Source organism: Ehrlichia chaffeensis str. Arkansas, from assembly GCF_000013145.1.
Lineage (GTDB): Bacteria > Pseudomonadota > Alphaproteobacteria > Rickettsiales > Anaplasmataceae > Ehrlichia > Ehrlichia chaffeensis.
Window position 1 is genome coordinate 132153 of record NC_007799.1, and the last position, 19514, is coordinate 151666.

Genomic DNA, 19514 nt, shown 5'->3' on the forward strand with positions numbered 1-19514 from the left:
TATTTTAGGTGTGAAATATTGACAGTGTAGCTATACATTATAAATGAACTTAAGGGATTATTGATAGTTTGGATCATGTGTTTTCAATCCTCCACTACATTTAATAAAGCTATCAAAAACAAAAATATAAATCATGTAATATATCAAAAAGTTATTGCAACATTACAAAATGAAAATAGGATACAAGTATCATTTAATGATGCACTGTTTACAAATTATAACTCTAGATCTCCTGAAAATACTGGTATTCTTGCCTTACTAATATTGATAGGACGTCATAGTATTATGTAATGCCTATTCTGTTGGAATATCTTCATATTTTATAAGGTTTTTGACTTTCTCCATAAACATTGAAGGTTTTTTTTCTAAAAGTAATGTGATATGTTCTACTATGTTGAGTATAGTGTTATTGACTGCTTTAATGTTATGGAATTGTGATAGGACATAATATGATAGATCTATCTTGAGATTTGTTTTATTTATGGGACGACCAATGCCAAACCTTACTCTCCAATAGTCTTTACCAAGTAGATTATCAATTGATTTGAGACCATTGTGTCCAGCATTGCCACCACTTTTTTTTACTCTTATGGTACAAAAGTTTATTTCTACTTCATCATGAAAAATTATTATGTTATCTAATGGAATCTTGTATAGACTGGCTATACTCATGATAGGAGCACCTGAATTGTTCATAAACGTCCAAGGTTTAACAAGAATAACTCTGTGTGATTTAATATTCCCAATTGATATCAGTGCATTATGCCTTTCTCTGAAGCTTGGAAAGTAAAACTCACTTGCTATTGCATCTACAATCATAAATCCAGCATTGTGACGGCTTAGCTCATACTTTTTACCAGGATTACCTAACCCAGCTAACAGGTAAAACATAAGAGTTTAAGTCACTAACTTTCTGATGATGGAGTAGTACTTGTAGACTCTTGATTACTTTCAGCTTCTTTTTCTGTACTTGCACTAGAGATTGTTACTATTGCTGGATTATGCTCTTTCATAGTCACATTCACCTCTGGAGGAAGTTTTAAATCGCTTACATGTATAGAATGTCCTGTAGTTAGACCAGATAAATCTATTTCTATATTTTGCAATATAGCTTTAGGGGAACACTTTATAGATAAAGTACGATGTAATATGTTTAATACTCCACCCCTCTTAATGCCTATACATTTTTGTTCATTTGTAAATATTAAAGGCACTTCTATTTTTATTTCTGTACCATAATCAATAAACTGGAAATCTACATGTTGTATTCTATCAGTTACTGGGTGCTTTTGTACATCACGCATTAATACATATTCTTTCTTGTTATCTATTTCAAGTTCAATCAAGTGAGTTGACAATGCAGCAGATCTATATTTGCTTACAAACTCTCTATTAGATAAAGATATGCTAAGGGAATCACGACCTTTACCGTATATTACTGCTGGTATTTCTCCGCTAAGTCTTAGTGCACGTGAAGGGCCTGTGCCTACATTTTTCCTTAAACTTGCATTAATTTTAACTATGCCTTGATCTGTCATTAAAAAATCCTTTTGAAAACTTTTTTGATTTAATACTTCTGAATCTTATATTCTTACCATATTAAGATGATATTGCAATATAAAAATTGCTATGTTAGATATTTGAATTTTTAGTGGCAATTTATCAAATGTATAGTTTGTGTAGTGAAAAATTAATAATTCTAAGGCTCACATATTCGAAGAGTGATTTATATTTAATTAATGCTATAGGATGGTGATTTTTTGTATACGAAGATAAACATAAGTAGAAAAATCTTATATTACTAGTGAGTAGATGTTAATTACAAAAACATGGAATTTTGTTAAACTGTGAAATGGAATAAGTAATAAAAATTGGATAAAGTGATTTTTACTATAAGATGTATAGGTTTAGCTTATAAAATTGTTATAGTGTTCTAGCTAATGTAATAACTCTAACTTCTTTTGCGCCTGATTCAATGAGTTTATGTGTACAGGTCCTGACTGTTATTCCGGTTGTGATGACATCATCAACAAGTAGTATAATTTTATTATTAATTAAATGTTGATTTTTTACTGTAAAAGATTTTGTAATATTCTTTTCTCTCATTTTACTAGATAGATTATATTGTGGGATTGTATCTACGATCCTTTCCAATACAAAAGTTTCTATAGGTATATTACAATATTTACTTAGGGCCCTAGCAAGGAGAGTAGCTTGATTATATTTTCTTTGTCGTAACCTTTTTTTATGTACAGGTATGGGTATTATAGTAGTAACATTGTTAAATAAATCTGGATTCTGATTGTACATCCACTTCCCATAAGTTTTGACATGTAATGTATTGTCAGAGAATTTCAGATTTAGAATCATATTTTTACTGTGCTTATTGTATGAAAATACAGATTCTAATTTTGTAAATTTTGGTGGATTAGGCACACACTTTCCACATATTGATACTTTATTTGGTAGACTACACCCACATGCAATGCAATAGTTGTCACATAAAAAATTTATATTACTTTTACATGTACTGCATAAGTCGTGGTTAGAAGAAATTACACATTCACAATTTGCGCATGTCTTAGGAAAAATTATGTTAAAAATTTTCCCTAGCACTTAGCTACTGAGATATATTAAAAAACTGCTTTATGAACTCTTCGTATATGTTAGCCAGTTTGTTTATGTCATCTACAGATGTATTTTCGTTTATTTTATGTGCGGTATCATTTTTTAATCCTAGCTCAATCACAGGACAAAAATCTTTTATAAACCTTGCATCTGATGTGCCACCAGATGTACTTATTACTGCAGTTTCCCCAGTTGTCTTTTTTATGGCTGCAGATAGCATATCAGAATATTTGTCAGGGTAATTAATGAATGGATCTCCAGATAATGATGTAAATATTTGGTATTTTTGTGTTGTTTCAGCACAAATATTGTTGATTATATTAAATAATGATTCAGAGGTGTGTATATTATTATATCTAATGTTAAGATGAGCGGTAACTGTGCCTGGAATAACGTTATTTGCTGTATTTCCCACATCAACAGATGTAATTTCGCAATTTGAAGGTTGAAAATATTCATTCCCTTCATCGAGAACTGTATTGTTTATTTTATGTAAAATGTTGATCATATCATTTATTGGATTTTGTGCAAGGTGTGGATAGGCAACATGCCCTTGTACACCATTACACACTATCTTGAAATTGATTGACCCTCTACGACCTATTTTTATAGTATCTCCTACAGAGGATTTACTTGTTGGTTCTCCAACTAAACAGTAATCAATTTTTTTATTATTATCGGTTAGCCATTTCAATATTGCAGGTGTCCCATATTTAAAATGGTTACCTTCTTCATCTCCAGAAATCATTAGACTAATAGCACCATTTACTTGATTGAAATCTATTCTTGATACTGCTGCTATGAAGGCGCATATGGCAGATTTCATATCAACAGCTCCACGCCCATATAGAATGTTATCTTCTATGTGCCCAGAAAAAGGGTCAAATTTCCATTTTTCTAAGTCTCCTGTTGGGACTACATCTGTATGTCCTGCAAAACATAGATTAGGATGACCATTTCCTAATTGTGCATATAAATTACATACTTGCACTTCATCATTTCCAAAAGTTAAAACATTACATGTGAATCCATATTGTGATAGAGTGTTTGATAGAAAGTCTATGGCACCGTTATCTGTTGGAGTAATGCTAGGGAAGGATATTAATTCTTGGGATAATATTACTGGGTCAATAGCCATAGATAAACCTATATAGAATATATATTTATTGTATTCTTGTTGTAATACACTGTCAATATTACTACTTCGTAGTTTAGGTCGTTGTAAATGTTGCTATGATTTTGTATGTAGTTATAAACTACTCTTTAATAATATGCTGATTATTGGTTTGTTTATATATAGATAACTCAATTTTTATGTAGTGAAATATAATTATATTTTACTCTTTAAATTATATTAGTTGTTGAATTATTATGTAACATTTGTTGGTTTGTGTGGCAGAGGTTGTGGTGGACATTGTGTTATATGGAATGGCTTATAGTTTTATATGCTCTAACTTTTACATTAGAATTAACTGTTAAGTTATTATATGTAAGTGGTTAGTTATGCTTTATTCAAAACATATATTACAAGCTTTTTTGAGAGTTGTGTAGGGTATCGTTATTCTCATTCTAAATCAGATTATTCATCTTCTTTATTTTTTACAGCATCATAATTTACCATTCTAAATCTGTCTTTCAATAAAGAAATAGCATGGTTACTAAACCCGTTGTTACTCAATGCTACAGCACCTAATTGTAATCCTACTTCATATGTTTCAGGGATTAAATAGTGAGCTCCAAGCTCTTTGTATATTTCAACATTGCTTAAGTCAGGCAACCTTACGATGATTATTATATGTGGAAAGTTCTTTGCAACAAGGGAAATAATCTTTTTTATAGTAACTTCGTTGTTGATTGCTATGATGATCATTCTAGCTCGTGATATTGCCATAGACTGTAAAGTATTTAGTTTTGTCAAATCCCCGAGGTATACAGGGAATCCTTCGTCTATTCCATCTTTAACAATTTTTGGTTGAATGTCAGATGCAATATAGTTTACGTGTTCTGCAACTAGTACTTTTGCAACCATGCGTCCTACTCTGCCGAAACCTACTACTATAACGTGTTGGTCTAAGTCTTTTGTATCTAAGATAAGCTCTTGAGAATTTAAAGATATTTTCTTTTTAGTAATTAATTTTGATATCCAATCCCCTAATGTTGCCAGTAATGGGGTGAAAGCCATAGTAACTGTTGTTATCATCATGAGAGTTTGCGCTAGGTCGCTGGATAGTACGTTTTTTTCTGCTGCAAGACCAAATAAGATAAAAGCAAATTCTCCACCTTGAGATAATAATAACCCAGCCTGTATTGCTGCTGCAAGTTGAAATCTAAAGAACCTGCATAATATAAAAATTATAAAAGATTTGAGTGCTATGAGAGATATAGAGGCTAATGTTATTATAGGGAGTTTATTCAGTACAAACTTAATGTCAATTGACATTCCTACTGTCATGAAGAACAACCCTAGTAATAGCCTTTTAAATGGGAGGACAACTTGTTCTACGTCATGTCTATACTCAGTTTCTGCAACAAGAAGTCCTGAAACGAATGCTCCCAGTGCCATTGATAAATTAAAGTTTTCTGTAATAAAAGCTGCTCCTAAAACAATCAACAATGTCGTGGCTATGAAAATTTCATTGCTTTTCATTGCTGCAATAGTATTGAATAGAGGTCTAAGCAATAACCTCCCTGTGATGAAGATTAAAGTTAAGGCAATTGCTGCTTTTACAAAAGAGTATAATAGTGATATGGGGATACTATGATGTGATTCCCCTGTTAACAGTGGTAATAATACAATTAATGGTACAACTGCAAAATCTTGTAATAATAAAACTGCTATTGATAGTCTACCAACTTGAGTAGATTGATATCCTTTTTCTTGTAATACTTGTAGTACTATTGCTGTTGAAGAAAGGGCTAGGGCTCCTCCTATAATAATAGATCCTTTGGAATCTACACCAAACTGACTTGAAATATACCATATTGCTAATGCTGTTACTATGACCTGTAATGTCCCAAAGCCAAAGACATGCAATCGCATGGCAATTAATCTTTCAAATGTGAGCTCAATACCTATTAGAAATAGTAGAAAAACTACTCCAAATTCTCCGAGATTCTGTATAATGACAGATGATTCTACTAAATTTAAACCATTTGATCCAATAAGGGTTCCTGCAACGAAATATCCTAATACGGGACTAATATTCAACTTCCAAAATAGTACAACTATTACTATGGCTGCTGAAAGGAGTGTGATGATGTCTAGTAAATACTTGGAATCGTGCATAGAAAGCTCTTAATTAGGTTACAAACTTATAATCCTGAGACTTCCACTTTATGGAGCAACCAATACTTGGTTTTTGATTTTCAGGTGATTCACCTGTTTTTGAAATTAATTTCATAGCATTAAATAAATCTCTGTCTTCTTGTTTACTGTTCATCTGGTTTTTCCCTGAAGCATCAAATCTTCCTCTATAGCACAATTCTAATTTATTGTTAAATCCGAAAAAATCAGGTGTACACACAGCACCATAATTCCTTGCAACTGTTTGGTTTTCGTCTATTAGATATGGGAAGTCAATACTATGTTCTTGTGCAAAATTGATCATATTATCAAATGAATCTTCCGGATAAGTAATAGTATCATTTGGCATAATTGCTACAGTGTAAATATTATAATCGTTCTTTAATGTGTTCACATCATACACCAGATTGTTTATTATTGCCTTAACATAAGGACAGTGATTACATATAAACATTATCAATAAACCATTACCTTTATGACAGCTGCTTAGGTTGTATAAATTGCCATCTATAGATTTCAATAAAAAGTCTTTAGCGATAAACTTTTTATTTACCGGAGGGGTATTAAGCGCTACCATAACTATATTTCTCAAACTATAAACAACAAAACTTTATGCACTACTTTATTCTAAAATACAATCTTTTAAAGTCAAATTTAATTATACTGAATTTGCGAAAATTACATAAAAGGTTTTACTACAACCATAATCACAATAACTATTATTAGTAGAGTTACAGACTCATTCAGACATTTAAAGTATAATAAGGACTTAGTGTTGCTTTTTGTGACAAAATCTCTTCTATGTTTAAATAGCATCATATGTATTATACACATTAATATAACACATGTTACTTTTATCTTAAACCATAAGAAGTGATATGCTTCTGTCATAAAAGCTAAAATTACACCAAGAACTATACTAGAAATCATGGATGGGTTAATTATATAGAATAATAACCTTTTTTCCATAGTATTAAGTAAACTATAGCTATCAGAATGTAGAGCAACTTGCACGTGATATACGTATAATCTGGGCAGATATAGCATACCAGCCATCCAAGTAATAATTGATATTATGTGGAACGCTTCAACCCAATGTTCATAGTCTATCATTGTAGGAACCAGTATATGAAAACCCTTCTAAGTATACATTATATGTAATATTCTTCAGAATACAATTAGAATATTTATAATAAATGTGTAAGTTTTTATATTATTTCATAACATCATGACTTTTTCAATGAATACATTTAAGAATAGTTTTTGAATGTTTATATTGTTCAAAAGGTAAGTGATATTTTGTTTAAAATGTTGATGCAAGTTTTTAATAATAAACTATATTGCTAAAATATTTTTAATATGCTTATTAAATGCAAATTTATGTGTTTGGGTAAAGAGTTTTGTTTAATAAAATTGCTATAATAAACTTAAAATATAATTATTGTAGATTATGACTAAAATATCAATAGTTATATAAAAGCACTGATTAAAAACACAAGATTTATTGTGTGGTTTATTATGATAAGGTATATTTGTTATGAGTCCAATGACTCTAATGTTTGAATCCAGTTATAAATATGAAAGAACTTGGAATATTTTAAAGTGTTAAAGATTCTGATAGTCATAATTATCTATAATTGCGAATACATAAAGCACGTGCTGCTTCTAGTATATCTTCAATTTGTGGTAATGCTAACTTTTCAAGGTTTGTAGCATAAGGTAATGGTACATCTTTTCCAGTTATTCTTATCATTGGTGCATCTAAATCATCAAATGCATATTCCATTATCAATGCTGCTATTTCAGATCCTATGCCTGAATATGGCCATCCTTCTTCTATGCTAATAATTTTGTTTGTTTTTTTAATAGAACGTAATATTGTTTCTGTATCAAGAGGGCGTAGCGTTCTTAAGTCTATAACCTCTGCATTTATACCTTCTTTTGCTAAAAGTTCTGCTGCTTCTAGTGCGAATTTAACTTGTAGGGAAAACGCTGTTATTGTGATATCAGTTCCTTCCTTGACTATAGCTGCTTTCCCAATTTCGGTTATATAGTCTGATGTTGATACTTCATTTGGTATTTCATGCTTATGTCCATATGCGATCTCATTTTCAAGAAATACAACAGGATTTAAATCCCTTATAGCTGCCTTTAATAGACCTTTACAATCTGCTGCAAAATATGGGGATACTACTTTTAATCCAGGGATGTGTGCATACCATGAAGCATAACATTGAGAATGTTGTGCTCCTACTCTTGCTGCTGCACCATTGGGGCCTCTAAATACAATAGGACAGTTCAATTGTCCTCCAGACATGTAACTAGTTTTAGCTGCTGAGTTAATAATTTGATCTATTGCCTGCATAGCAAAGTTGAAAGTCATGAATTCTACAATAGGTTTCAGTCCCGCAAATGCAGCACCTACCCCTATCCCAGCAAATCCATGTTCAGTTATGGGAGTATCTATGACTCTATCAGGGCCAAATTGTTCAAGTAATCCTTGGGTCACTTTGTATGCACCTTGATATTCACCTACTTCTTCTCCCATAATTAGTACTGTATGGTCGCGTTCCATTTCTTCACGTATTGCTTCGCATAGTGCTTCTCGTACAGTTAAAGTTCTCATAATTTGGCAATCTTGATAACAATCTTGAATAAATTATATGTAAAAAAACACATATGCAAATACAATTTACTAACTTGTATTTATTTTACTAGGATGAAGCGTAAAAAAGTTAAGACTAATAGAATTTACTCTGAGTTATATGTAATACATATTCTGCTATGTTAAGTAATTAATTTTTATTATCAATAAATTTAATCCTAGTAGTTTAATTAATATACTTGAGCTATTTTATTTATTAGATGTGGTAGATTGTGGGTATATTTTACGATATGAAAGTTGAAGTAAACGTATAATACATTTTCTGTGTTGTTTATTAATAATTAAAAATGATGAAGAGTTTTCAGTTAGTATGACTTGTATAATAATACATGGTGTGTACCAGTGATTGCATATTGAAAAATGGTTTGGAGTTTGTAATTATCACAAAATAGCTAAGATATAAGTATATAATGCTATAGAATAAAGAATCTAGTATGTATTAGTTGTATTTCCTAGGAAGTATATGTTCCTGGCATATTTCTTGTTGCTGCTATGTCTGTTGGGTTGCTTACAGTAGTTTCAACAAGGTTGTTAGGTGTTTTAATATGATAGTACAACATAGCCCCTATAAATGCTATTGCAGCAATACAAAAAATACTAATTACTGTTATTGATTTTATATTTTCCATCTCGCTACTAACATAACACCGAAGAGGAAATAAAACTCCTATAATGCTACATATTGTCAATGTGCTGATAGTTATGTATGCAATAATGAGATTTCTTTTTGAGTGCTGTATATTTGTTGACCTATATATTTGTGTACGTTTTACAGGTTTTATAGTTTTTCTTAATGCAGATATGTCTTCTTGTATTCTTGCTATGTAACTATTGTCTTGGACAATAGATGGTAGAAATTCCCGTTGTCTTTGTATGTCTGGTTCTATAGTTGATGATGTAGCACCTGAAGTAGAAGCTTGTACCTGACTAAGTGTTGGAGTGGTAGTAGATAGTGATGTATCCTCTGTTGTTGGTGTAATGTCATCTGAAATAGGGGTTAGAGGCTGTATTTGACTAGGTCTTGAAGTGGTAGGATGTGATAGTAAGTCTGTTGTTTGTAGTTGTGTTGTGGTCTGTAAGCTTGGTTGTGATGTGTGTTTCGTGAGTTTGTGTCTTGTTATTAATTCAGGATGTTGTGTAGATTCAGGAGTAGTTATTTGATCATCTTGTGTAGCAAAAGATATTGAATTTACTGTACTTATTTGTTGTGATATATTCTGACTGGGAATTATATGTAAATATATATCGTATGAATTGAGGCATGCTTTAACTATATCCGAAGTGTTCTTTTTGGAAAATGCTCTGGAAACAGAATGGTAAGATATGTTACATACAGTGCATAATAATTTTTTGATGTTAGTATGAGTGTTAAGATCTGGAAATTCGAACCTTGGTTCTAGTGTAGTGTTATGTGTAATAGTTATATCTTTTTTTAATGAAAATTCTAGTGATAGTGCTAGGTGTTGCGTACCGTATAAGGTACTAAAAGTAAATATATAGTTGTGTATTTGATTACAAAACGTTTCTTCTGTTAAATTATGGCAAGTGATTTTATAAGTTACTGCATCGCTGGATGCTGTTGGTTGTTTGTGACATGTTAAAGAACATTCTTGAGGGTCGGGTAATGTGTTAAATGCTTGAGAATCGATTTTGTATATTGTAAAGAGATCTAGATAATTATATTGAGTGCTGCATAATCGTTTAATAAAGTCTGTAGCTGATGTTCTACATTGTGGATCAGATGTTGTTATGCATGCTGATATTGATGCGTTGGATTTTTTATTTTGTGGGTCTTTAACATGAATCACAGCTAGCTTCAAGTCTTTTGGTTGAGAATCAGGAATTAATGTAGTTGTTGGTGAGTTATTGTATAACTCTATGATAGAATAAAGTTTGTATATTCCCTTTACAGTAGGTAAATTAGTAGCTAGGTTATTGTTTAATGTATTTATGTCGAATGGTATATTAAATATTGTATCAAAAGATAAAGTTAATTGTTGATTCAGTCCTATTATAGGATGTTTACTGAGTTCATTAGATAGAAGGCTGCTAATAATAGATTTCAATGCACTTGTAATTGTTATTTTATCAAAAGAAGTTTGTGATAAAATTGTAGATGGTAGTATTGTTTCGCTTTCTGTTGTATTGTTGACACGTATTTTAAAGTGTAACGGTTGTTGTGTTAGTGATGGCGCGTCACCAGCTGAATTTGAATAATATGGAAGAATAAAATTTTTTGTAACATAAAATTCTAAAAAGTTGCACAAAGCTTGCGAAATTCTACTTATAGTAATAGGCTTGTTCTCTTCTACATGATGTAATGTGTAAGATATTTTCAGTGAGTCTTGATGTACTTTGTGTGATATATTATGTGAAAATTCTGGGAGAATTGATTCCCCTAGTGCTGCGATAACGATACTATTGTCTGGATTGATAGTGTTAGATTCTTGTAATTCTGGAGATGTAAGCATATAAACTGATTATAAGTTATAAAAAAGCAAGTGCCCGAAAGAAGAGTTGAACTTCCACAATCGTAATAATTACTAGCACCTGAAGCTAGCGCGTCTACCATTCCGCCATTCGGGCATATAGTAGTTGATTTATTAACAATTATACTATAACATGTTAATTTTATCAAATTAAATCTGTATGGTTATGAATATCTCCAATGTAGAACAGATGCTTCTTGCTCATAATCAAGTTAATGAGAGTACTGTGAATCGTATTGTTCGTGATTGTTTGTGTGTGGCGGATGGTGGTGAATTGTTTCTAGAAATGTGTGTGTCAGAATCCCTTGGACTGGAAAATGGAATTTTAAAGTATGCAGATTTTAATTCACATCAGGGGTTTGGTTTGAGATCCTTTTGTAAGGAATTGACAGCTTTTGTTTGTTCTTCTGAAATTACTGAGCAAGAAATAGAAAATGCTGCAGCTTTAGTAAAATCTATTAATAATAGTAATAGTGGGGGAATTGTACATTTAAATAAGGCAAAACCTATTTTATATCCTGAGACTAATCCTTTACAGAAGATGGATTTTGATCTTAAAGTGAAGCTTCTACAACAAGTTGATGATTATTTACATAGTAAAAGTCCATATGTAAGGCAAGTAAAAAGTTCTTTAAGTGGTCAATGGCAAATAGTTTATATTATTTTACCTACTGGTGATAGAGTTTATGATGTGAGACCGCTTATAAGATTTAATGTGTGTGTTATTTTAGAAAAAGATGGAAGAAAGGAGAGTGGTTCTTCAGGTCATGGTGGTAGAGCTTCTTATGAGGAGTTTATTGGTGATGGTAAATGGCAGATGGTGGCTGATGAAGCATTACGTCAAGCGTTAGTTAACTTGGAATCGGTTCCTACTCCTGCTGGTGAAATGACAGTAGTTTTAGGCCCTGGATGGCCAGGAGTATTATTGCATGAAGCTGTAGGTCATGGGTTGGAAGGGGATTTTAATAGAAAGAAAGTTTCTGCCTTCTCAACTTCTATAGGTAAGAAAGTAGCGGCGAAAGGTGTGACTGTTGTTGATGATGGTACTATACCGGGACGTAGAGGTTCTATTAATATAGATGATGAGGGTGTATCTTCAGGGTATAATGTATTGATTCAAGATGGAATCTTAGTGAATTATATGCAAGATAGAATGAATGCTAACCTTATGGGTACTACTTCTACTGGTAATGGTCGTAGACAAAGTTATCAAGATGTTGTGATGCCAAGAATGACAAATACATACATGTTGCCAGGTAGTTATTGTCCAGAGGAAATAATTGCAAGTGTTAAAAAAGGTGTATATGCAGTTCACTTTTCCGGAGGACAAGTAGATATTACATCTGGAAAGTTTGTATTTTCAGCTTCTGAAGGTTATTTGATAGAAGATGGAAAGGTAACATGTCCTGTTAAGGGTGCTACAATTATAGGTAATGGTCCTGATGTTTTGACAAAAGTATCAATGGTTGGAGATGACTTAAAACTTGATCCTGGAATTGGTACTTGTTCTAAGAATGGACAAGATGTACCTGTTGGAGTAGGGCAGCCAACTCTTAAAATAGACAGTATTATTGTTGGTGGTACAGAAGTTTAATTTAAAAGATCTGTTTACAGTTGTATACAATATTAGTTCGAGTAAATTACTAGTATGGGGATTGTATTATTAACATGTTGTTACTAAAAAAGACAGATTTATCAAAGTCAAGAAAAAATCATAAGTACTAATATAGTAATGTTGTTAGAAGAAATAGAAATAATGTAATATGTTAATGATTGGCAAAAATAGAATGAACAATTGCTATGGAAGGTGCAATGTGGGATGTATAATATACAATTTAGAAGAAAAGAATAAAAGGTTATTACAACAGTATTGGAAGTATAGCATAATAGTATAAGGTTATGTAAATAGGGTACTAATTAAAGAACATAGGGAAAATTGTGTATATTAATTTCATAGTGTTAGGGGGTGTAGAATAAACATTTATTTATTATGCCTAAAGTGTATTATATCTCCATCTTGTACGATATAATCTCTGCCTTCAAACCTGACTTTTCCAGCTTCTTTGCACTTTGCCTCTCCATTGTATTTTATATAGTCATCAAAACTAATGAGCTCTGCTTTTATGAACCCTTTTTCAAAGTCAGTGTGTATTACGCCTGCAGCACTGCTAGCAGTAGAGAATCTTTTTATTGGCCAGGCACGTGCTTCTTGTGGACCTAATGTAAAAAATGTAATCATATCTAGCAGATCATACATTGTTTTTACTACAGATGTTGTACCAGATTCTTGTAAATTAAACTCAGCTAGAAAAATTTGTTTTTCTTCTTCTGTTTCTAAACTTGATACATCTGCTTCTAATTTTGCTGAAATACAACAAAACTTATTATGTTTTTTTTCTGCCATAAGTTTTACTTTTTCTGATAAAGCATTTCCAGTGGTTACATTCGATTCTTCTACATTACATACGTACATCATAGGTTTTGTTGTAATGAGTTGTAGTTGTTTTAAATCATCGCCTAGGTGTTTTGCACTTTTTGCTAAATTGCCAGCTTCTAGCACACTTAATACTTCTAATATAGTATCTAATTTCTTTCTGGGTTCTTTATTAGCTTTTACAGCTTTTTCTGTTGCAGGTAAGCGACGTTTTAAACTTTCAATATCAGCTAAAATCAGCTCCATTTCTACAATTTCTGCATCACTTATTGGGTCTACAGTTTGGTTAACATGGCTAATGTTTTGATCTCCGAAACATCGTAATACATGAATAATAGCATCCACTTCTCTTATATGACTTAAGAATTTATTTCCTAATCCTTCACCTTGACTTGCTCCACTGACCAATCCAGCAATATCGACACATTCAACTTGGTTGTATATAATTTTCTTAGAAGATGCTATGTTTGCTAAAGTTTTTAACCTATGATCTTGTACTATTGCTTTGCCTATATTTGGTTCTATTGTACAGAATGGGTAGTTTGCTACTTCTGCTACCATAGTTTGTGTTAATGCATTAAATAGAGTTGATTTTCCTACATTAGGTAGTCCAACAATACCGCAGTTCAATCCCATAATAATGATCAGTAATTGTAAAATTAGGATTGTATCATTAATTACTTACTTGTGATACTTATAAATTAAATAAGAAAGTGTTTATATGTTTGTGTAGAGTTGATTTTCCTACATTAGGTAGTCCAACAATACCGCAGTTCAATCCCATAATAATGATCAGTAATTGTAAAATTAGGATTGTATCATTAATTACTTACTTGTGATACTTATAAATTAAATAAGAAAGTGTTTATATGTTTGTGTAGAGTTGATTTTCCTACATTAGGTAGTCCAACAATACCGCAGTTCAACCCCATAACAATGATCAGTAATTGTAAAATTAGGATTATATCATTAATTACTTGCTTGTGATGCTCTTGTGATACTTATAAATTAAGTGAGAAAGTGTTTATATGTTTGTAGTGTAGAGTTGATTTTCCTACATTAGGTAGTCCAACAATACCGCAGTTTAACCCCATAATAATGATCAGTAATTGTAAAATTAGGATTGTATCATTAATTACTTGCTTGTGATGCTCTTGTGATACTTATAAATTAAGTGAGAAAGTGTTTATATGTTTATAGTGTATTTATAACATATTTGAAAAGTTAGGGAGAATCTATATAGTATTTATTATAAATTCTTATTATTTGTTCAGTATTATCAGTTGTTAGATATTAGTGTCTGTATTTATGAATTTTACTTAGGTTGTAAATTAACATGAATATATGTGTTATTAATATTGTTACGTGTTGGATATGATATAAATGTATTTTATTTAATGCTGATCAAGAACCAGTGCTAATACTAGTTTTGTAAGCAGCATAGAACTATGGCTTGAGCAGCTATTCCTTCTTTTCTACCAAGAAATCCTAGTTTTTCTGTGGTTGTTGCTTTCACGTTAATGCACGATGGATCTATGCATATAAGATTAGCAATGTATTCTTGCATTTCTAATGCGTGTGGCATAATTTTTGGTTGTTCACATATAATAGTTATATCGGCATTTGAAATAGAATATCCTTTCTCTTGTGCCTTTTTTTGTGCTTCTATTAAAAAGTAATCAGATTTAATATTTTTCCATGTATTGTCTGTGTTTGGAAAGTGTTGGCCTATACTACCACATCCTACTGCTCCTAGTATAGCATCTGTTAATGCATGTAGCCCTACATCTCCATCTGAGTGAGCAATAATCTTTTTATGGTAGTTGATTTTTATTCCGCATATTGTGATAAATGTATTAGCATCATTATAGCATGTATTATCAAATTTGTGTACATCGTAGCCTATTCCGACCTTAAATATTGGTTTATTGGGATGTTGATTCATAGAACAGTTTTATTTCAATAAAAAGCGAGCTGGTATTTTTATACTGTATTTTTATAGGAATGGATATACGTTGTTTAAGTGCATTGTTTAATAATTGTGATCTATATGTTTGGTATATAAGATTGCTCTATGTAAATCTTCTATAGTTGTAATTTTAAAATTGTTGTAATCTCCTTCAGTTGTCATTATTGGTATGTTGTAATGTATCATAAGAGATGATTCATCTGGAAATTCTCTGTTGGGTTCAGTATTATATGCAATTCTATGATGTAGTAGTATTTCGCTATATTTATATGCTTGTGGTGTTTGGATTAATTTAATACTGTTCCTGTCAACATTTTGAATAACAGTCTTGTTTTCATGTACTACATGAATAGTATCGGTTATTGAAAGTACTGGAACAACCCCTGCATAATGAGTTAGTATTGATTCCATTGTATCTAATATCTTTAAATCTATAAATGGGCGACATGCATCATGTATTATGACAAAATATGGATTTATATTTTGAATGCTCTCTAATCCCATACGTACAGAATCCTGTCTTCTTTTTCCTCCATAGGTAGGAGGTAATAGTTTATCATTTTGTATTTTTTGTAAGCAATTATCATATAAATGTTGGTGCTCTTTTCTAATGACTACTTTGACGTAATTAATCTTAGGATGTGAGATCATATTATTAATTGTACTGCAAAGTATATTATGATTACCTAATGAACAATATTGTTTAGGAATAGCACTCCATTTAAATCTATTACTGTTACCAGCTGCAACAATTAACAGTGTGAACTTGTGCATAAATTTTTGTATGGCATGATCTTAACTAAGATTATCATTTTAAAAGTCTTATCGTAATTGTACAACATAAATGTTCTATGGTTTAGTGCACTAATTAAGATCAGTGGCGTATTTAGTTGTTAGTTAAAATTCAATGCTTGTAATAATTAATAATTTTGATATAATAAATTAATATTTTTATTCTATTTAATAAAGTAAAAATATTATATTAATATTTATGGCACTAAATTGTAATTGTATATGATAGGTGGAAATACTCAAACTCCTAATGACTATGTTCCTATAAGAAGGCATCAACTTTCTCATAATAGTATAAAGTCGTTAACAAAGAAATTATTTTTGTTAAATACTAGTATAGGTATTGTGTCTGTAATTCATGCATCATTTTTAATAATGTTGTTTGATGCTATGTGTTTACAGAAAAAGCCTAAGCATACTATCTTAACATTAGCAGCTTTAATAGCTGTAATCTCTGTTGTATCTCTGTTGTTATTCTATGTTAGATATACAGTCAGTAAGAAGAATAAAAGACATCTTGAATCAATGCATGCAAATGCTGAGTCTTTTGTATCTTTACTACAGGACCGTCAATTGTTGGATAATTTATCCCATAAAGTTCATCACTTACAACATTTAGCACATGAGTTGGAATCCATAGATGAGAAAGGTGTATTTATTGAGCATGCTTCTCAGAGAATATCTGCTTCTAGGGTTGATGTTGAGAAACAATTGCGAAATTTTGTTAAGCATTGTGAGGATGATATATCTAAAATGTATAGGGAATTAGAGGGTGTGACTGTTGATATGTCTGAAGTGAGTGGAATATTACTTAATCCTAGTTTTTTTAAAGAGAATGAAGCAGGGTTGATGTCTCTATCTGAAAGACGTAAGTTAATGAGTCAAAAAGAACATGAAATTAATCTCCTGATGAAGGGTTACTGTAGTGAAATATTAGCTAAAATAGTATGTATTATTGAGATGATGAAGTTACATCAGTCTTCTTCTGTAGAAAATAAAAAGGTTTCTCTTTTTAGTGAAGATGATAGTAAAGTGAAAGAATTAATCCGTATTTTGGTTAATACTAAATGTGTCTTAGAAGAATTGGATGGTGAAGAGATAAAATATCCTACATTTGAAATGTTATGTAATGTTATGTGGAATATAGGTTCTTTTTTATCAAGTATGCGATGTATGGCAAAGGAGAGTGTATATAAAAAAGCTGAAAATTTAATTCAAGAAAAAGGTAAACAAGTACAGAGATTTATTTCAGGTATATTATCTGCTGTTCGTAAACTTGATGTAGTAAAACAAGAACAAGGAAGCGAAGCAACTTCATCTGAACATACTATGTCAGAGGAGGATTCTATTGTGGCTTTACGGTTAGTGCAATTGCAAAGTATAATTTTAAAATTGTTGTTTATTATGCAACGGAATAAATCATATGACATTCATACAGAAACTTGCAGTGAAAATTCAAATGGGCCTATTGATAGTGAAGAGAATCCTGATTTTGCTGTCCAGAACTTGCAGAGTGTATCATGTTCTGGTATAATGTTAACATAATGTACTGTATTTTTGCTATTTTTTTCATTATCTAGAAATAATGTATTTTAATTTTTATTAATAATTGTGAAGTAATATGCTAATTGATCAAAAATTTCAACACTTAAGTCAGGCTTTTAATAGTTATTCTACACTTTATCAGCGTAATAAGTTGAAGTCAAAGTATAACTTTTTATTAGGCAGTAGTATATATTTAACTGCGCTAGTGAGTGTATTCTCTATTGTGGCATTGTATCACCATAGTGGATGCTTTAATTCAATATTTAGTGGAAAAGACAAATTATTTGGTGGGAATATACCTGTTGTTTTTTCAATAGCATTAATTGTTGCTATACCATCTTTTATATTGTTGTTCTTTTTAATTTATAAGATATGTGCAACTCAGGATATAACGGATCACGTTGTAGAGAGGACTAATGATCTTATAGGGTCTGCTAGAGAAGTTTGTGAGTTTTTGAAAGAGAAGTTACATGAAAATACGTGTCAAGTTGAGGCGTTGGTAGGTCATTACGGAAGTTTAGCGGCTAAACATGATGATTTTGTGAAAAAATGTAGTCGTTGCCTACAATCTCTAGAAGAACAGCAGGTAGCACTTGGTGCATTGGTTCGTAGGTCTACAAGTGTTGTAGATAATAACATTTCAGAGGTACAAGCTCTAGTTGTAGATTTAAAAGCAAAGATAGCTGAAATGTCTGTTGCTCATGTGAAGTTAATGGATGCATCAGAGGATGTTAGGGAGTTCATCGTAAAGCAACTGAGATTAGAAGGTTTGGGTTTACAGCATAGAGTGCGCTTTCTCGACGGTTTACAAGGTACTTTATCGCAGAATATTGATGTAAGTGATGCAAAATCTGCGATGAAAATTATTATAGAAAGAATAGAAAATGAGATACCAAAAGTAAGGTTTGCGTTTAATAGTCTTAATAGCATGTTATGGAGTTTACATAGTAATTTATTAAAAGCATTGTTAGGTCTAGATAAAGATAGCAGTCCTGATGGATGTATTACTGTTTGTCAGGAATTAGTAAATGCATTGCATAAATTCTTGGGTGATATGAGAGCTAAAATAGACAATTATAATGGTTCTGATAAAAGACAGTTTGTTAATATTGGATTAGTAGAAGTACCATTATTACAAATAATGATACTGCGTTTGATGGCTACAAAACGTGCCTGTATGTTTGAAGATGTGTGCGCATCTGTTAAAGATTTTATTGAAAGTGGAACTGCTGATAGAAGTAGTAGTACAGGAACAAAGGTTATTCCTGATTCTGCAGCCTCTGCAGCTGCACCTGTAACACCTACAGCATCTGTAACACCTGCAGCATCTGTAACGCCTGCAACACCTACAACACCTGCAGCATCTGTAACACCTATAGCATCTGCAACGCCTGCAACACCTGCAGCATCTGTAACACCTGCAGCATCTGTAACACCTACAGCATCTGCAACACCTGCGACACCTGCAGCTGGTACTAATGATGGTGCAGAATTTGCAACACCTCCTATGGGTACTACTGATGCTCCGAGTGTGGAAGATCTGAGTGCTTTAGGTGCTGTAGGTGGTGTTGATCCTAATGCACATACACATACCCCGTAGATGTGTATCATAGGTATTGATGGGGTAAATATGTTTGTTAAGGTTTGTGATCTATTTTAAGTATAGAACTGAACTGTTTGTATGGACT

At 31.6% G+C, this 19514-nt stretch carries 16 protein-coding genes and 1 tRNA gene; 4 read left to right on the forward strand and 13 right to left on the reverse strand.

Translation table 11 applies throughout. From position 1 onward, the window contains the following. Nucleotides 1-75 precede the first annotated feature (75 nt). A complete protein-coding gene (locus tag ECH_RS00585; protein WP_043881600.1) occupies nt 76-291 on the forward strand; it encodes a hypothetical protein in 216 nt (71 codons plus the stop codon). A 3-nt stretch (nt 292-294) separates the two neighbouring features. Here the strand turns inward: ECH_RS00585 and pth are convergent, their stop codons facing one another. From pth to ECH_RS00635, 10 genes are all read right to left on the reverse strand, one after another. Then, nucleotides 295-891 carry an aminoacyl-tRNA hydrolase gene (gene pth, locus ECH_RS00590; RefSeq protein ID WP_006010086.1) on the reverse strand — a complete coding sequence of 199 codons (597 nt, stop codon included), beginning with the start codon at nt 889-891 and terminating at the stop codon, nt 295-297. Nucleotides 892-905: 14 nt separating this feature from the next. Further along, nucleotides 906-1538, reverse strand: coding sequence for a 50S ribosomal protein L25/general stress protein Ctc (locus ECH_RS00595; protein ID WP_011452426.1), 633 nt, complete (start codon nt 1536-1538; stop codon nt 906-908). A gap of 385 nt (nt 1539-1923) precedes the next feature. Beyond that, the gene (locus ECH_RS00600) at nt 1924-2616 is read right to left on the reverse strand and encodes a ComF family protein (RefSeq protein WP_006010622.1); all 693 of its coding nucleotides are present in this window, start codon (nt 2614-2616) and stop codon (nt 1924-1926) included. Nucleotides 2617-2620: 4 nt separating this feature from the next. After that, on the reverse strand, nt 2621-3766 hold the full coding sequence (dapE, locus tag ECH_RS00605) for a succinyl-diaminopimelate desuccinylase (RefSeq protein ID WP_011452427.1): 1146 nt from the start codon (nt 3764-3766) through the stop codon (nt 2621-2623). A 441-nt stretch (nt 3767-4207) separates the two neighbouring features. After that, the gene (locus ECH_RS00610) at nt 4208-5914 is read right to left on the reverse strand and encodes a cation:proton antiporter (RefSeq protein ID WP_006010620.1); all 1707 of its coding nucleotides are present in this window, start codon (nt 5912-5914) and stop codon (nt 4208-4210) included. 13 nt (nt 5915-5927) lie between these two features. Continuing rightward, the gene (locus ECH_RS00615; RefSeq protein WP_006010618.1) at nt 5928-6509 is read right to left on the reverse strand and encodes a thioredoxin family protein; all 582 of its coding nucleotides are present in this window, start codon (nt 6507-6509) and stop codon (nt 5928-5930) included. Nucleotides 6510-6610: 101 nt separating this feature from the next. Beyond that, entirely contained in the window at nt 6611-7045 is a 435-nt protein-coding gene (locus tag ECH_RS00620; RefSeq protein WP_006010616.1) for a CopD family protein, read from the reverse strand. Between the two features lie 514 nt (nt 7046-7559). Next, entirely contained in the window at nt 7560-8558 is a 999-nt protein-coding gene (locus ECH_RS00625) for a pyruvate dehydrogenase complex E1 component subunit beta (protein ID WP_011452429.1), read from the reverse strand. Nucleotides 8559-9049: 491 nt separating this feature from the next. Next, a complete protein-coding gene (locus tag ECH_RS00630; protein WP_011452430.1) occupies nt 9050-11068 on the reverse strand; it encodes a hypothetical protein in 2019 nt (672 codons plus the stop codon). A 31-nt stretch (nt 11069-11099) separates the two neighbouring features. Further along, nucleotides 11100-11183, reverse strand: a tRNA-Leu gene (locus ECH_RS00635). A gap of 69 nt (nt 11184-11252) precedes the next feature. On the opposite strand from ECH_RS00635, the gene tldD reads away from it, so the two are divergent. After that, a complete protein-coding gene (gene tldD, locus ECH_RS00640) occupies nt 11253-12680 on the forward strand; it encodes a metalloprotease TldD (RefSeq protein WP_044233254.1) in 1428 nt (475 codons plus the stop codon). A gap of 387 nt (nt 12681-13067) precedes the next feature. On the opposite strand, the gene ychF is transcribed toward tldD, so the two are convergent. From ychF to ECH_RS00655, 3 genes are all read right to left on the reverse strand, one after another. Beyond that, nucleotides 13068-14156, reverse strand: coding sequence for a redox-regulated ATPase YchF (gene ychF / locus ECH_RS00645; protein ID WP_011452433.1), 1089 nt, complete (start codon nt 14154-14156; stop codon nt 13068-13070). Nucleotides 14157-14943: 787 nt separating this feature from the next. Beyond that, on the reverse strand, nt 14944-15465 hold the full coding sequence (ispF, locus tag ECH_RS00650; protein WP_006010158.1) for a 2-C-methyl-D-erythritol 2,4-cyclodiphosphate synthase: 522 nt from the start codon (nt 15463-15465) through the stop codon (nt 14944-14946). Nucleotides 15466-15552: 87 nt separating this feature from the next. Further along, on the reverse strand, nt 15553-16263 hold the full coding sequence (locus tag ECH_RS00655) for an IspD/TarI family cytidylyltransferase (RefSeq protein ID WP_011452435.1): 711 nt from the start codon (nt 16261-16263) through the stop codon (nt 15553-15555). A 240-nt stretch (nt 16264-16503) separates the two neighbouring features. Between ECH_RS00655 and ECH_RS00660 the strand changes: the two genes are divergently transcribed. Together ECH_RS00660 and ECH_RS00665 are read left to right on the forward strand one after the other, a co-directional pair. Beyond that, complete coding sequence (locus tag ECH_RS00660) at nt 16504-17826, forward strand: hypothetical protein (protein ID WP_011452436.1); 1323 nt, start codon at nt 16504-16506, stop codon at nt 17824-17826. A gap of 76 nt (nt 17827-17902) precedes the next feature. After that, the gene (locus tag ECH_RS00665) at nt 17903-19426 is read left to right on the forward strand and encodes a hypothetical protein (protein ID WP_011452437.1); all 1524 of its coding nucleotides are present in this window, start codon (nt 17903-17905) and stop codon (nt 19424-19426) included. Nucleotides 19427-19514 lie beyond the last annotated feature (88 nt).

Excerpts from the sequence above, each read along its gene's own strand:
- ECH_RS00585 (WP_043881600.1), top strand. The coding sequence starts at position 76 with ATGTGTTTTCAATCCTCCACTACATTTAATAAAGCTATCAAAAACAAA.
- pth (WP_006010086.1), bottom strand. The coding sequence starts at position 891 with ATGTTTTACCTGTTAGCTGGGTTAGGTAATCCTGGTAAAAAGTATGAG.
- ECH_RS00595 (WP_011452426.1), bottom strand. The coding sequence starts at position 1,538 with ATGACAGATCAAGGCATAGTTAAAATTAATGCAAGTTTAAGGAAAAAT.
- dapE (WP_011452427.1), bottom strand. The coding sequence starts at position 3,766 with ATGGCTATTGACCCAGTAATATTATCCCAAGAATTAATATCCTTCCCT.
- ECH_RS00610 (WP_006010620.1), bottom strand. The coding sequence starts at position 5,914 with ATGCACGATTCCAAGTATTTACTAGACATCATCACACTCCTTTCAGCA.
- ECH_RS00615 (WP_006010618.1), bottom strand. The coding sequence starts at position 6,509 with ATGGTAGCGCTTAATACCCCTCCGGTAAATAAAAAGTTTATCGCTAAA.
- ECH_RS00620 (WP_006010616.1), bottom strand. The coding sequence starts at position 7,045 with ATGATAGACTATGAACATTGGGTTGAAGCGTTCCACATAATATCAATT.
- ECH_RS00625 (WP_011452429.1), bottom strand. The coding sequence starts at position 8,558 with ATGAGAACTTTAACTGTACGAGAAGCACTATGCGAAGCAATACGTGAA.
- ECH_RS00630 (WP_011452430.1), bottom strand. The coding sequence starts at position 11,068 with ATGCTTACATCTCCAGAATTACAAGAATCTAACACTATCAATCCAGAC.
- tldD (WP_044233254.1), top strand. The coding sequence starts at position 11,253 with ATGAATATCTCCAATGTAGAACAGATGCTTCTTGCTCATAATCAAGTT.
- ychF (WP_011452433.1), bottom strand. The coding sequence starts at position 14,156 with ATGGGATTGAACTGCGGTATTGTTGGACTACCTAATGTAGGAAAATCA.
- ispF (WP_006010158.1), bottom strand. The coding sequence starts at position 15,465 with ATGAATCAACATCCCAATAAACCAATATTTAAGGTCGGAATAGGCTAC.
- ECH_RS00655 (WP_011452435.1), bottom strand. The coding sequence starts at position 16,263 with ATGCACAAGTTCACACTGTTAATTGTTGCAGCTGGTAACAGTAATAGA.
- ECH_RS00660 (WP_011452436.1), top strand. The coding sequence starts at position 16,504 with ATGATAGGTGGAAATACTCAAACTCCTAATGACTATGTTCCTATAAGA.
- ECH_RS00665 (WP_011452437.1), top strand. The coding sequence starts at position 17,903 with ATGCTAATTGATCAAAAATTTCAACACTTAAGTCAGGCTTTTAATAGT.